The organism is Solidesulfovibrio carbinolicus (genome assembly GCF_004135975.1).
GTDB classification, from domain to species: domain Bacteria; phylum Desulfobacterota; class Desulfovibrionia; order Desulfovibrionales; family Desulfovibrionaceae; genus Solidesulfovibrio; species Solidesulfovibrio carbinolicus.
Map to the genome: position 1 here is coordinate 2,391,182 of NZ_CP026538.1, position 13,476 is coordinate 2,404,657.

A 13,476-nucleotide genomic window follows, 5' to 3' on the forward strand; every position below is an offset into this window, starting at 1 on the left:
GCCCGATGTACGTTTGCAACCCCGCTGCCCCACCCGAATTCCTGGCCCGGCTTTCCGGCGTCATCTTCGACTGCGACGGCGTGCTGGTCGATTCCCGTGACGCCAACCGCATGTATTATAACCTCATCCGCGAGGGCATCGGCATGTTGCCCATCACCCCCGAGGAAGAGGACTACGTCCACATGCACGCCGTGGGCGAGTGCCTGGACCGCATCATTCCGGCCGAGCGCCGGGAAGAAGCCGAGGAAGTCCGGCGCAATCTCGATTACCGGGACATCTTTCCGTATATTTTCCTGGAGGATGGACTGGTCGAGCTGCTCGAAACCCTGGACGGCCTTGGCGTGCGCATGGCCGTGCACACCAACCGGACGAACACGGTGGAACTGCTCTTGGCCCACTTCGAGATCGACCGGTTCTTTTCGCCGGTCATTGCCGCCGGAGCACTCAAGCGGCCCAAGCCCGACCCTGAGGGCGTCCACCGCATCCTGGCCGACTGGCAGTTCCCCAAGGACGCGGTGGCCTACATCGGGGATTCGGCCCTGGACGAGCGTTCAGCCGCCGCCGCCGGCATTGCCTTTTGGTCGTATAAGAATCCCGGACTGGCCGCGGCCATGCACCTGTCGGATTTCGACAGCCTGCGTGTCTGTCTGGCCGGCTTGACGGCGAAATAGCCGCCAGCGGACAATACCCTGGCCGCAGTTTGCCAGGACCTGCGCTGGTTTTATCGGACGCCTCCGGCGGGCGGCCTTGGCAAGGAACCGGATTTGTCTTGATTAATGGCCGGCGCTGTGCCATTTTTCAGGTAAAGCGCGTCTGTTTTTGATACGCGTTGGAAAGGAATTCGTATGGATATCATTGGCTATTTCTTTGTCGCCCTGGCCAGGGTGCTTGATATTGTCTTTAGCCTCTATTTCTGGATCATCCTCATTGCCGCGCTGCTCTCCTGGGTGCGCCCCGATCCGTACAATCCCGTGGTCCGCTTCCTGCGCGCCGTCACCGATCCGGTCTTCTACCGCGTCCGGCGCTGGCTGCCGTTTCTCACCATCGGCGGCATCGATCTTTCGCCCATCGTGGTGATTCTGGGGCTGCAGTTCTTACAATGGTTCCTTGTGCCCACCCTCATGCGCCTTGGCGGCATGGGGATGGGGCGCATGTAGGGGGCCTGGGTGGCGACGGCTGCCCCGGAGTGTGCTGCAAACCGCTGCGGAGCGGCTCTTGACGCCGCCGCCGGGCCGGAAGCCTAAGCCGTGACCTTGGACAAGATCGACCTGCTCGACCGCACGTTTTCCCACAGCATCGTCGGCTACCGCCGCGACGAAGTGGACCGCCTCGTGGCCGAGGCGGCGGAGTCCATCGGCCGTTTGGCCGAGGAAAAGATGGCGCTTACCCGGGCCAACGACGGCCTTGCCCGGGAAATCGCCGAGTATCGCGCCCGGGAAGCGACGCTTCGCGACACCTTGCTCACCACCCAGTGCATCGTGGAGGAACTCAAGGGCAAGGCCCGCGAAGAAGCCCGTCGCATCGTCGAGGCAGCCAAGGGCGAGGCGGCCGCCATCGTGGCCTCAGCGCGCGGCCAGGCCGACGCCCTGGCCGGCGAGATCGAGGCCCTGGCGGCCCGCAAGGCGGACATGGCCGGCCGGTTTCGCGATATGCTGACGGCGGCTTTGGCCTTGCTGGACGCCGAGGCGGCCGGGGAGGCGTCCCGGGACGCGACCAGAGGAATGGGCCGGATGGCCGAAATCGACCAGCCAGCGGCCGTGGGCGATACCCAGGGCGAGCCGGTCGGAAAGGCCCGGACGGTCGAAAGCGATCTTGGAGCGACCGTGAGCGGCGTATTTCTGGGCGGCGAGGCGGCCGTATCCCTGTCGCGGCCGGGGCAGGAGGGCTAGGCATGGCCCGCCAAGCTTCTGCCCAACGTATTTCCCCGGCGGCCGGGCCTGTTGTCGGCGACGGCGAGCGCCCGGTGTTCGTCGCGCCGGCCGGCGACGGGGCCTGGACGTTGCGGGTGGCCGTGACCCCCGGGGGGGCCAAGGACGCCCTGGCCGGTTTGGCCGAAGACCGGCTGCGGGTGCGGCTGCGGGCCAAGGCCGTGGAAGGGCAGGCCAACGCCGCCTTGACCGATTTCGTGGCGCGCTGCCTGGGCCTCAAACCCCGGCAGGTGCGCATTGTTTCCGGCGAGAAATCCCGGAAAAAGACCTTACGTATCGAGACAGAGTCCGAGCCCGACTGGCCCAGGGCGGCCGGGACGGGATGCGACTAGAACCGTCAACAAGGAGTCTGTGCCATGGATCAACGCGATCTGGATCTCGTCGCCAAGTACGGTGAAGCGGACCCGGAACTCAAGAGCCTCTATGAAGAGCATGTCGCGTTTGAAAAGATTCTGGAGAAGATGGAGTCCAAGCCGTATCTGACTCCGGCGGAAGAGACGGAACTGAAGGAGATCAAGAAGAAGAAGCTCTCCGGCAAGACTCGCATCGAAGCGCTTTTGGCCAAGTACCGTAAGGCGGAGGTCCAATAGCATGGAACTTACCGGGGCCCAGATCCTCCTGGAATCCCTGCGCCGTGAAGGCGTGGAAGTCGTGTTCGGCTTTCCGGGCGGTGCGGTCATCGACATTTACGACCAGTTGCCGCACTACCCCCTGCGCCACGTGCTGGTGCGCCACGAACAGGGCGCCATCCACGCGGCCGACGGCTATGCCCGGGCCACGGGCAAGGTAGGCGTATGCCTGGTGACCTCGGGCCCCGGAGCCACCAATACCGTGACCGGCATCGCGACGGCCTACATGGACTCGGTGCCGGTCGTCATCATCACCGGACAGGTGCCGACGCCGCTTATCGGCAACGACGCTTTCCAGGAAGTCGACATCGTCGGCATCACGCGCTCCTGCACCAAGCACAATTATCTGGTCAAGGACGTGCGCGATCTGGCCCGGGTCATCAAGGAGGCCTTCTACCTTGCTTCCACTGGCCGGCCGGGACCGGTGCTCATTGATCTGCCCAAGGACGTGCAGACCCAGCTTACGGAATACAAGTACCCCAAGACCATCAAGATGCGCAGCTACAACCCCACCTACGCTCCCAACCCCAAGCAGGTGGCCAAGGTGGCGGAAGTGTTGCGCAAGGCCAAAAAGCCCATCATCTACGCCGGCGGCGGGGTCATCGCCTCCGAAGCCAGCGACGATCTAGCTTGGCTGGCTCGTGCCCTGGACATTCCGGTCACGGCCACGCTCATGGCCCTGGGCTGCTTTCCGGCCGACGATCCGCGCTGGCTCGGGATGCTCGGGATGCACGGCACCTATGCCGCCAACATGGCCATCAGCCACGCTGACCTGATCCTGGCCATCGGCAGCCGCTTCGACGACCGGGTCACCGGCAAGATCAGCGAGTTCGCCAAAAACGCCAAGATCGTCCACATCGACATCGACCCCACCTCCATCCAGAAAAATGTGGCCGTGCACATTCCGGTGGTGGCCGACTGCAAAAGCTTTTTAACCGCCCTGCGCGACATCTTGGAGCCGGCCCTGGCGACCGAGCCTGCCGCGCCCCATGAGGCCTGGATCACCAAGGTATCGGACTGGAAAGTTGAAAAGCCCCTGAGCTACGCCCAGGACGCGACCACCATCAAGCCCCAGTTCGTGGTGGAGACCATTTCCAAGCTGACCAAGGGCGAGGCCGTCATCACCACGGAAGTGGGCCAGAACCAGATGTGGGCGGCCCAGTTCTACGCCTTCACCCGGCCCCGGTCGTTTATCAGCTCCGGGGGCCTTGGCACCATGGGCTTCGGTTTCCCGGCGGCCATCGGCGCCCAGATGGCCTTTCCGGACAGGCTCGTCATCGACGTGGCCGGCGACGGCTCCATCCAGATGTGCATCCAGGAGCTGGCCACGGCCGTGTGCTACGATCTGCCGGTCAAGATCGTCATTTTAAACAACGGTTATCTCGGTATGGTCCGGCAGTGGCAGGAACTTTTCTACAAGAAAAACTACTGCGCCACCTGCCTGGACGTGGCCCCGGACTTCGTCAAGCTGGCCGAGGCCTACGGCGCGGCCGGATTTAGGGTCACCGACCCGGCCAAGGTTGAGTCCACCCTGGCCGAGGCCTTCGCCCTGCCGCGTCCGGTCATCGTGGACGTGGTGGTGGACCGCGAGGAGAACGTGGCTCCCATGGTGCCGGCCGGCAAGTCCATAACCGAGATGATCCTCGTCTAGGAGAGCACCCCCATGCGCCACATCTTATCCATCCTCGTCGAGAACGAACCCGGGGTGCTTGCCAGGGTGGCCGGCCTGTTCAGCGGCCGGGGCTACAACATCGAAACCTTAAACGTCGCCCCCACCCTGACCGAGGGGCTGTCCATGATGACCATCACCACCACCGGCGATGAGGCCATCATCGAACAGATTGTCAAGCAGCTGCGCAAGCTCGTCACCACCCTCAAGGTCGTGGACCTCACCGAGGTCAAGTCCGTGCAGCGCGAAATGATGCTGCTGCGGGTGGACGCCGAAGGCCAAAAGCGCGTCGAGGTATTGCGCATCGTGGACATCTTCCGCTGCAAGGTGGTGGACGTGAGCCCGGACGAACTGGTGCTCGAAGTCACCGGCAACCAGGAAAAGCTCACGGCGCTTATAAATCTCCTGCAACGCATCGGCATCAAGGAAGTCGCCCGCACCGGGGCCGTGGCCATGAAGCGCGGGATGCAGGAGTAGGGCACTGACGCGCCCCGTCCGAATTGGAAATCGAGCGTGCCCCAAGCGGCACGAGAAAGGAGCAAGGATGAAAATCTATTACGACCAGGACGCCGACCTTTCCCTCTTGGCTGACAAGACCGTGGCCATCATCGGCTACGGCAGCCAGGGCCATGCCCATGCCCAGAACCTGCGGGATTCCGGCGTCAAGGTAGTCATCGGCCAGCGCCCCGGCGGCCCCAACTGGGAGCTCGCCAAGGAAAACGGCTTCACCCCCATGAGCGCCGCCGAAGCCGCCGCCGCCGCCGACCTGATCATGATCCTGGTCCCGGACCAGCACCAGAAGGCCGTCTACGAAAAGGACGTCCTGCCCAATCTCAAGCCCGGCAAGATGCTGCTTTTCGCCCATGGATTTAACATCCACTTCCAGCAGATCGTGCCCCCGGCCGACGTGGACGTGGCCATGGTCGCGCCCAAGGGCCCGGGCCATCTGGTGCGCCGGGTCTACACCGAAGGGGCCGGCGTTCCCTGCCTCATCGCCATCCACCAGAACGCCACCGGCAAGGCCATGGAGACCGGTCTGGCTTACGCCAAGGGCGTGGGCGGCACGCGCGGCGGCGTGTTGACCACCACCTTCAAGGAAGAGACCGAGACCGACCTGTTCGGCGAGCAGGCCGTCCTGTGTGGCGGCGCGGCCGAGCTGGTCAAGGCCGGTTTCGAGACCCTGTGCGAGGCCGGCTACCAGCCCGAGATCGCCTACTTCGAGTGCCTGCATGAGCTCAAGCTCATCGTGGACCTCATGTACGAGGGCGGCCTGTCGCGCATGCGCTATTCCATCAGCGACACCGCCGAGTACGGCGACTACGTCAGCGGCCCCCGGGTCGTCACCGACGAGACCCGGGCCGAGATGCGCCAGATCCTCAAGGAAATCCAGGACGGCACCTTCGCCCGCGACTTCATCATGGAGAACATGTCCGGTCGGGCCCACTTCCTGTCCATGCGCCGCATCAACGCCGAGCACCCCATCGAGAAGGTCGGGGCCAAGCTGCGCGGCATGATGAGCTGGCTCAAGAAGTAGCTTCACGAGCGGCCGGCCCCGCCGGGGTCGGCCGCTTTTTCAAGGAGACGCCATGCCCAATTCCCGTGGGACTTCCCGACCGGGCCGTCGCGGCCTGCGACTATGGGGCGTCCTGACCCTGCTTGCCCTGCTTTGGGCCGCCCCTGCCTGTCCGTCCCTGGCGGCCGCGACCGCCGATTTCCAGGACAATCCCCTTGAACTTGCCGCCGACCCGATTCCCGGCCAGATGGAACGGGCTGAGAACGGCGATCCCAAAGCCCAGTGCGACGTCGGCATCGCTTACTTGAACGGTCGTCATGTGGCCCAGGATTACCGCCTGGGGCTCCACTGGCTGACCAAATCCTCGGACGCCGGCTTTGCTTACGCCCGCTTCGTCCTGGCCGACGTCTACAACCGGGGTTATGCCGGCGTGCCGGTCAATGAGGAATTGGCCTATTATTACGCCTCCCTGGCCGCCGCTTCCTCGACCCTGCCGGACCGGGTCCGCGACCGGGCCGTCAAACTTCGCGACACCGCTGCCAAGCGCTTAAGCGCCGCTCAGATCACCGGGATGCAGGCCAAAGCCGCCCTGGCCCCGCTGGACGCGGCTGTTGGCAATTGACGTCTGCTGCCAGCGCGGACTCTCCGGCAAACACGAGCAGCATCGTGCGTGACCTCCATACTCCCAGGTCCCTTGTTTCGGTTGCATGTGCAGCAGGCCGGATTTTTTTGACTGGCTCACCCGCCGGCCGGTGCGGCCATGCGGCTCATTGTCAATCCCGGTCCCGGTTCTTCATCGTCGTCGCGGCGGTCCTGGCGACGCTGTTTCTGACCGCGCCCCAGGCCTTTTGCGCCGCCAAGGCCGACACCAAGGCATTTAACGCCTATTACGCCAGCCAAAGCGCCCGCATCTATGATCATTTGCTCAAAGTCACGGACTACTACGCCTCCCTGGCCAAGGACGGCAACGATGACCGCTTAAAGGACGTCCTGGCCCTTCGCGCCTCGCTTTCGGCTTGCTGGGAGCTCATTTTAAACGCCGGCGACATGGTCTATGTCTATGACATGCTCGATCCCGGCTGTTCCTCGGCGGTCCATCAGCTAGGCGGCATGATCAAGACAGGGCTGGTGACCGTTGGCGGCAAGCTCGACAAGGAGCTGCAGTGGATGCGGCTGGTGGAAAAAAATGTTTCCGACCTGCCCATTGCCGTGCAACTGGGTCAAGCCTTCCGCGACATTGAAGCCATGGCCGCCTATTTCCGCACCGCCGCTCCGACCTTCGAGCCGGCGGCAGCCGGCGAAACCCGGCAGTCGGTGAAGAAATAGGACGCCGCCATGGCCGGATCGTTCGAATGGGTGGGGTATCTCGCCGGTTTGTGCACCACGCTGGCTTTCGCGCCTCAAGTGGTCAAGACCCTGCGACGCCGTTCGGCGGCCGACATTTCGACCGGCATGTACGTGCTCATGTGCACCGGAACCGTGCTGTGGCTGTTGCATGGCATCGACATCGGTTCCTGGCCCGTGATAGCAGCTAACGCGGTAACCCTTGGATTGGTGGGCGCCATGCTCGTCATGGCGCTGCGATACAAATAATGCCGCGATGATCGCGGCCCGGAGGACGCCATGCGCCGCCTGACGCTTCTTTTTTGCCTCGTGCTGGCCGCCGTGTCGTTTGGCTGCGCTCACACCTATCAAGTCGAAACCATGGACCATAAGACGTTCTACGCTTCGCCGCCCTTGGTCATGGACGCTGAACGGGGCGTTTACTACATGTGGATCAACGGCAAGCGCCAGGTCATTCCCATGGACCAGGTCTACCGCATCGACTCCAGCGCCCAAATCTGTTATCAAAATGGCTTGACCGACACCTACACCTGTTACGACAACCTCTATTACTTCTAGCGGAAAAGCGGATGGTTGGCGACGATCTGCCCGCACTGGCGCTGCGCCTGCTGGAGCGCCAGCCGCCGCCCGGGCCGGTGATCGCCCCGGAACTGCTGGTCCCTGGCACGTTGCCTGCCCTTGTCGAGGCCCTGGGCCGGCCGGATACCCCGGCCCATCCGGCGCTTCTGGCTAGCCTTGTCCTCCAATACGCCCATGCCTACGTCCATCCCGAACGATTGGGCGAGGACGTCTCCCTGGCCGACCTGACCGAGCTGGCCGGCCGTTTTGTGCGCCGTCGGGGCGGGTCGGCCCTGCTTGCCGGACAACATGCGCTACGCCGGTTCCTTTTGCATCACGGCTTTGCCTTGCAGATGCTCCTTGACCTGCCCAAGACCGTGCACTTGCTCACCGCGCTTCTGGCCGCCGACCCCGACGTCTCCGGTGGTTTTCTCGGTCTCGACTGCGGCGCGGGCACGGGCATTTTGCTGCTGGGCGCGTACCTGCTGGCCCGTCGGCATGGCGTAGCCGCGCCGACGCTGATGGGTTTCGAGGTGCAGCCCCAGGTGGCGGCCCGGGCCGACGGTTTGCTTTCGCGCCTTGGCGTCGGGCGGGTGCGCCGGGCCGACGCCACCCGGCCAGAGACCTATGCCGCCCTGCCGGAAGGTCCCGTGGCCTGTCTGGCCAACGAGACCCTGCCCTCGGCTGGTCGCCGGCTGTACAAGGAACCCTTTCCGGCCATCAACGCGGCGCTTTTCGTGGCGCTTGGGCCGCGCTTATCGCGCACGGTCTTTTTGCCGGAAGCGGTCTGGGCCTCGGACCGCCCCGGTCGGGAGTGGCTGCGGCTGGCCCCGGAGAACGCCTTTGCCGGCGACGCGGGCGGTCAGGCCAAACCTTTGCGTCTGGCGTTTATGCGCGATGTGGAGCTGGCCGGCCAGCGTGTGCCGGTGGAGAGGGTTGGGGAAGGGCTGTCTTGGCTTGTGGCCGAACCGTGGCGCGAGGCGCTTTGCCGGCGCTGGTAGCGGTGGAGACACGGCTGGGCCTCGGCTGAAAAAACGGAAGGGCTTGCCGGCGGGACAAGGGCTTGGCGAGCGTCCGCGCGCCGCTTGCAAGCCTGCGTCGCCGACAAACAGTCGCCCACTCTTGAGGAACAGTGGGAAGCGGGGGGCTAGAGCGTGAGCTCGTAGTGCCGGGCGTCCTCAAAAGGATTGTCGCAGTACGGGGCGATCTGCGCAAAGCCGAACTTGCTGTAGAGGGCGTTGGCCGCGGTCATGGACGTGAGGGTGTCCAGGCGCATGATGCGGTAACCGCGTTCCCTCGCGCCGGCCAAGGCCGCTTCGGCCAGGCCTCGACCCAGACCGTGGCCGGCGTGGTCGGGGCGGACGTAGAGCCGCTTCATTTCGCACACGCCGTCTTCCAGGGGCCGAAGCCCCACGCAGCCGGCCGGCAGGCCATTGACCCAGGCCAGCCACAGGCCGCCGCCAGGCTCACCGTCGCGTCCGGGCAGGCCGGCCAATGCGGTAGTCTGGCGCTCCGAGGCCAGATCGCTGCAGTATTTGATCCCGCACACGCCGAGCCTCTGTTGGCGCGAAAATCTTGGGCAACGAGCCGTCTGTTTCCCCGACTAGGCGAGTTTTGTCTTGGCCGCGCGGCGGGCTCGCAGCCAGTCGTACCAGGCGGCCATGCCCTCTCCGGTGCGGGCCGAGACCGGGAACAGGCTGATGTCGGCGTTGAGCGTCCGGGCATGGCGGGAGGCGTTTTCCAAGTTGAAGTCCACGTAGGGCAGCAGGTCGATCTTATTAAGCAACGTGGCTGCCGAAATATGGAACATCAGCGGATATTTCTCGGGTTTGTCGTCGCCTTCGGTGACGCTGAGCAAGGTCACCTTGAAATCCTCGCCCACGTCGAACTCGGCCGGGCAGACCAAGTTGCCGACGTTTTCAATGAACAGGATGTCCAGGCCGTCGAGGTCGAGGCTGGCAAGGGCGGCGCGGATCTGGGAGGCGGTCAGGTGGCAGCCGCCTTCGGTGTTGATCTGCACGGCCTGGGCGCCGGTGGCGGCCACGCGGCGGGCGTCGTTGTCGGTTTGCAGATCGCCTTCAATGACAGCCATGCGCAGTTCATTGCGCAGATCAGTCAGCGTGCGTTCCAGAATGGTGGTTTTGCCCGCGCCGGGCGAACTCATGAGATTAAGCACCAGGATGCCCTTTTGGGCGAAGAAGCCTTTGAGTTCGGACGCCTCATTGGCGTTGGCTTCGAGTATGTTGCGCACCACAGGAATCTGCATGGCCGGTCTCCGCTATTCGAGTTCGAGGTATTCGATGTATAGTTCGCGCCCGGACACCACCGTATGCCCAAGCTCCTGGCCGCAGCCCGGACAGGGGGCGAAGGCGGCGGTGGGCGGATCGGGGGTGAATTCCCGGCCGCAATCGCGGCAGCGCAGCAGCACGGGGGTTTCTTCCATGACCAGGGCCGCGTCAGCTAGCCGCGTGTCGGCGGTCAGGACTTCGAAGGCCATGGACAGGGCTTCGGGCACCACCGAGGACAGGCGGCCGTGGCGGACCTTGACGGTAATGAGCTTTTCCTTGCCGTGCTTGGCCATCTCATCTTCGATGAGGGCCAGCAGACTTTGGGCGATGGAGAGTTCGTGCATGGCCGGTCCCCATTACGCCAAAAGGGCAACCGCGTAAAGGAATCCCGGGCGGTTGGGCGGCTAATCGACGAAAAAGGGGGCCAGGGCGGCGGCCAGGAACATGGCCGGCAACAGGTTGAAGACCTTGATTTTCAAAATTCCCAGCATGTTGATGCCGATGCCGACGATGAGCAGCCCGCCCACGGCCGAGAGCTGGGTGAGGCGGGCCGGGGTGAAGAAGTCCTGGGCCGCGCCGGCGGTGACGGTCATGGCGGATTCGTAGGCGGCCACGGGCAAAAACGACAGGGCCACGCCGGCGCCGTAGGTGGTGGCCAGGATCATGGCGATGCAGCCGTCGAGAATGGATTTGGTGAACAGCAAAGTATGGTCGCCGCGCAGGGCTTCGTCAAAGGAACCGAGCACGGCCATGGTGCCGGAGCAGAAAATGACCGAGGCGGTGACCAGGCCATCGGTGAAAAGGGCGTTGTCCGAGCGCAGCAGGGTTTTGATCTTGTCGCCGGCCCGGGCGAACTGGCGTTCGATGTCGATGGCTTCGCCGACGACCGCGCCGACGAGCATGGAGACGACCAGCAGGATGGGCGAGGTCATGGCCATGGCCATCTTGACGCCGATGGCGAAGACGGAAAGCCCGAGAGCATGGAACATAATGGTGCGGATGCGGTCGGGGAACCGGCCGTGCAGCGTGAGGCCGAGCAGCGCGCCGACGATGATGGCCGCGCCGTTAACGAGAGGACCGATAGGGATCATGGCGGCTCCTTTTGCCCGTGGCCGGGGAAAAGGGGCTATCAGGTCGGGCGGCGGGGCACAAGAGTGAAGACGCCCGACGGAACACGGAAACAGGCAGGGGCGGATGCCTCAAGCAGGCGTTGTGTCAGGGATGGGGCTTGGCTGGGATCGTTTCGTCCATGGACAAGAAGGTCAATACTATTTGGGCAAAGGCGGCGGGTGCTTCAAACTGCAGGTGGTGGGTGCCGTTCTTGAACTGGACCAGCCATGCGCCAGGGATCAGGCCGGCCAGGATTGTCGAGCTTTGCGTACCGACAACCTTGTCTTCCGTTCCGACCAGCAGCATGACCGGGTTTTGAATGAGCGGCATCTTTTCCAAGGGCGTTTTCCAGTGCATAGCGGCCTGGAGTTGTTTCTTGATCGTGGAATTCTCAGGCAGATCCGCATGTTCAAAAAAAGCGGTCACGGCTTTTCCGTCGGTTGACGTGGCGTGGATCACAGCCTTGTTGATGCGTTGCGGCGAGTCGAGCAGCAAGGTCTGCGTGGTGACGCTGGACTGGGAATAGCCAAGCACATCGACTTTTTGAACGCCGAGGGCATCCAACAGACCAAGGGCGTCCTTGGCGAATAGCTCGTAAGAAAATGGCTGCTCATTGTCGGTCGTGTACCCCATTCCTCGGTTATCCATGATGATCAGTTGATGCTTCTGGCTTGCCGCTTCGATGAATTCCGGCATCCACCGTTCCATGGTGCAGCCAAGGCCGGTCAGCAACAGCAAGGGGTCGCCGGAGCCGATCAACTTGTATCCAATCCTGATGCCATTGGCGTCGACCTGGTAAATGTCATGTCCCTGGGCATCCACGGCGACCTTTTTCCCTTTAGGCGCGATGTCTCCGGCCCAGGAGGCCGAGGCGACAATTCCCAGGGCCAGGATCAACAGGAACGGCAAACACAAGGCTACTACAGCGAGCCTAAAACGGCGCATCATATGATTCTCCAATGGCCTAAGTAACCATGAACATCCACGGATGCAGGCTTTGCCTCCGCCTCCAAGCGATCCACGTCGACGGCGGAGGATCGGGGTTGTCATGGAATTTCGGCCGATCAAACAAAAAGGCCCTCAAGGGGTTACCCTGAAGGCCTGACTGTTTATGGTACCGGGAGCGAGACTCGAACTCGCAAGACCTTGCGGCCGGTGGATTTTGAGTCCACTGCGTCTACCAATTCCGCCATCCCGGCATGAACGGATATTTCTACGCGAACTCGGCCTCGGCGTCAAGAGGCTGCGTTGGCTGCGCCAGAGCAAACACGCGATTTATTGCGGCCTGTCCGGCGCGGACGCTATTCGCCCTCGGGGTAGAGGGCCTCCATTTCGGCCCGGTAGGCGGCGAAACGGCCTTCCCGGATGGCCTGCCTGGCCCGCTCCATCATGATGGAAAAAAAGGTCAGGTTGTGGAGGGTGTTGAGCCGGTAGGACAACAGCTCCTTGGCGATGTAGAGATGGCGCAGGTAAGCCCGGGAAAAGGTGCGGCAGGCGTAGCAGGGGCAGGTGGGGTCCAGGGGCGAGTCGTCCTCGCGGTATTCGGCCCGCTTGATGTTAACCTTGCCCTGGAAAGTGAACAGCGTGCCGTTTCGGGCGTTTCGGGTCGGCAATACGCAGTCGAACATGTCGATGCCGGCGGCCATGCCGGCCAGCAGATCGCGCGGCGCGCCAACGCCCATGAGGTAGCGCGGCCGCTCAGCCGGGAGCAGGGGGGCGGCGTCGCCCAGGATGTCGTACATCTCGGCCCGGCTCTCGCCCACGGACAGTCCGCCCAAGGCGTAGCCGTCGAAGCCGACCTCGATGATCTGCTCGGCGCTTTGGGCGCGCAAGTCCTTGAAAAAGCCGCCCTGGACGATGCCGAACATGAGCTGGCCCCGATCGCCGGCCGGATGGGCCTCCCGGCAGCGTCTGGCCCAGCGGGTGGTCAGGCCCAGGGATTTTTCGGTGTAGGCCCGGTCCGCGCCGTAGGGCACGCACTCATCGAGGACCATCATGATGTCCGAGCCGAGGTTGCGCTGAATGGAAACGACTTTTTCCGGCGAAAACAGATGTTTGGAGCCGTCGATATGGGAGGCGAAGGTGACGCCTTCCTCGGTGATGCGGCGCAGTCCCGACAGGCTGAAGACTTGAAATCCGCCGGAATCGGTGAGAATGGGGCCGTCCCAGCCCATGAACCGGTGCAGGCCGCCGAGCTTGGCCACCAGCTCGTCGCCGGGCCGCAGATAGAGGTGATAGGTGTTGCCCAGGATGATCCGGGCTTTTATATCCTGCAGATCGGTGGGGCACAGGCTTTTGACCGTGCCCTGGGTGCCCACGGGCATGAAGACGGGGGTTTCGATCTCGCCGTGGGCCGTAGTCAGCCGGCCGGTGCGGGCGCTGCCGTCGCCGGGGCCGAGGGTGAATGTTCCTGGTGCGTTCATGGGCCGTGCTATAG

At 63.7% G+C, this 13,476-nt stretch carries 19 protein-coding genes and 1 tRNA gene; 13 read left to right on the forward strand and 7 right to left on the reverse strand.

Annotated features, from left to right (window positions below; all coding sequences use genetic code 11):
- Nucleotides 1-5: 5 nt before the first annotated feature.
- From C3Y92_RS10660 to C3Y92_RS10720, 13 genes are all read left to right on the forward strand, one after another.
- Nucleotides 6-671 carry an HAD family hydrolase gene (locus C3Y92_RS10660; RefSeq protein WP_129352366.1) on the forward strand — a complete coding sequence of 222 codons (666 nt, stop codon included), beginning with the start codon at nt 6-8 and terminating at the stop codon, nt 669-671.
- Between the two features lie 174 nt (nt 672-845).
- Nucleotides 846-1,157 (forward strand): YggT family protein, encoded by a 312-nt coding sequence (locus tag C3Y92_RS10665; protein WP_129352368.1) that lies wholly within the window; start codon nt 846-848, stop codon nt 1,155-1,157.
- 90 nt (nt 1,158-1,247) lie between these two features.
- Entirely contained in the window at nt 1,248-1,889 is a 642-nt protein-coding gene (locus C3Y92_RS10670; protein ID WP_129352370.1) for a DivIVA domain-containing protein, read from the forward strand.
- A 2-nt stretch (nt 1,890-1,891) separates the two neighbouring features.
- Nucleotides 1,892-2,260, forward strand: a complete 369-nt coding sequence (locus C3Y92_RS10675; protein ID WP_129352372.1) for a DUF167 domain-containing protein — start codon at nt 1,892-1,894, stop codon at nt 2,258-2,260.
- Between the two features lie 24 nt (nt 2,261-2,284).
- Nucleotides 2,285-2,518, forward strand: a complete 234-nt coding sequence (locus C3Y92_RS10680; protein WP_006918316.1) for a DUF465 domain-containing protein — start codon at nt 2,285-2,287, stop codon at nt 2,516-2,518.
- 1 nt (nt 2,519) lies between these two features.
- The gene (gene ilvB, locus C3Y92_RS10685) at nt 2,520-4,208 is read left to right on the forward strand and encodes a biosynthetic-type acetolactate synthase large subunit (protein ID WP_129352374.1); all 1,689 of its coding nucleotides are present in this window, start codon (nt 2,520-2,522) and stop codon (nt 4,206-4,208) included.
- A gap of 12 nt (nt 4,209-4,220) precedes the next feature.
- Nucleotides 4,221-4,703, forward strand: a complete 483-nt coding sequence (gene ilvN, locus C3Y92_RS10690) for an acetolactate synthase small subunit (RefSeq protein WP_015860858.1) — start codon at nt 4,221-4,223, stop codon at nt 4,701-4,703.
- Nucleotides 4,704-4,770: 67 nt separating this feature from the next.
- Complete coding sequence (gene ilvC / locus C3Y92_RS10695; protein WP_129352376.1) at nt 4,771-5,760, forward strand: ketol-acid reductoisomerase; 990 nt, start codon at nt 4,771-4,773, stop codon at nt 5,758-5,760.
- Nucleotides 5,761-5,812: 52 nt separating this feature from the next.
- Nucleotides 5,813-6,361: a tetratricopeptide repeat protein gene (locus tag C3Y92_RS10700; RefSeq protein WP_129352378.1), complete on the forward strand. Its 549-nt coding sequence runs from the start codon at nt 5,813-5,815 to the stop codon at nt 6,359-6,361.
- Between the two features lie 107 nt (nt 6,362-6,468).
- On the forward strand, nt 6,469-7,065 hold the full coding sequence (locus C3Y92_RS10705; RefSeq protein ID WP_235669456.1) for a hypothetical protein: 597 nt from the start codon (nt 6,469-6,471) through the stop codon (nt 7,063-7,065).
- A 9-nt stretch (nt 7,066-7,074) separates the two neighbouring features.
- Nucleotides 7,075-7,332, forward strand: a complete 258-nt coding sequence (locus C3Y92_RS10710) for a SemiSWEET family sugar transporter (protein ID WP_129352380.1) — start codon at nt 7,075-7,077, stop codon at nt 7,330-7,332.
- Nucleotides 7,333-7,362: 30 nt separating this feature from the next.
- Entirely contained in the window at nt 7,363-7,641 is a 279-nt protein-coding gene (locus C3Y92_RS10715; RefSeq protein ID WP_129352382.1) for a YgdI/YgdR family lipoprotein, read from the forward strand.
- 11 nt (nt 7,642-7,652) lie between these two features.
- Nucleotides 7,653-8,642, forward strand: coding sequence for a hypothetical protein (locus tag C3Y92_RS10720; RefSeq protein WP_129352384.1), 990 nt, complete (start codon nt 7,653-7,655; stop codon nt 8,640-8,642).
- A 146-nt stretch (nt 8,643-8,788) separates the two neighbouring features.
- On the opposite strand, the gene C3Y92_RS10725 is transcribed toward C3Y92_RS10720, so the two are convergent.
- The 7 genes from C3Y92_RS10725 to tgt all read right to left on the reverse strand — a co-directional run bounded on the left by C3Y92_RS10725 (nt 8,789) and on the right by tgt (nt 13,462).
- Nucleotides 8,789-9,190, reverse strand: a complete 402-nt coding sequence (locus C3Y92_RS10725) for a GNAT family N-acetyltransferase (RefSeq protein WP_235669457.1) — start codon at nt 9,188-9,190, stop codon at nt 8,789-8,791.
- A 54-nt stretch (nt 9,191-9,244) separates the two neighbouring features.
- Nucleotides 9,245-9,907, reverse strand: a complete 663-nt coding sequence (hypB, locus tag C3Y92_RS10730; RefSeq protein ID WP_129352386.1) for a hydrogenase nickel incorporation protein HypB — start codon at nt 9,905-9,907, stop codon at nt 9,245-9,247.
- A 12-nt stretch (nt 9,908-9,919) separates the two neighbouring features.
- The gene (locus C3Y92_RS10735) at nt 9,920-10,273 is read right to left on the reverse strand and encodes a hydrogenase maturation nickel metallochaperone HypA/HybF (RefSeq protein ID WP_129352388.1); all 354 of its coding nucleotides are present in this window, start codon (nt 10,271-10,273) and stop codon (nt 9,920-9,922) included.
- Nucleotides 10,274-10,333: 60 nt separating this feature from the next.
- Nucleotides 10,334-11,020: a DUF554 domain-containing protein gene (locus C3Y92_RS10740; RefSeq protein WP_015860868.1), complete on the reverse strand. Its 687-nt coding sequence runs from the start codon at nt 11,018-11,020 to the stop codon at nt 10,334-10,336.
- Between the two features lie 124 nt (nt 11,021-11,144).
- The gene (locus C3Y92_RS10745; RefSeq protein ID WP_235669458.1) at nt 11,145-11,987 is read right to left on the reverse strand and encodes an alpha/beta fold hydrolase; all 843 of its coding nucleotides are present in this window, start codon (nt 11,985-11,987) and stop codon (nt 11,145-11,147) included.
- Nucleotides 11,988-12,151: 164 nt separating this feature from the next.
- Nucleotides 12,152-12,238: transfer RNA gene (locus C3Y92_RS10750), tRNA-Leu, on the reverse strand.
- Nucleotides 12,239-12,340: 102 nt separating this feature from the next.
- Nucleotides 12,341-13,462, reverse strand: a complete 1,122-nt coding sequence (gene tgt, locus C3Y92_RS10755; RefSeq protein WP_129352390.1) for a tRNA guanosine(34) transglycosylase Tgt — start codon at nt 13,460-13,462, stop codon at nt 12,341-12,343.
- Between the last annotated feature and the right edge of the window lie 14 nt (nt 13,463-13,476).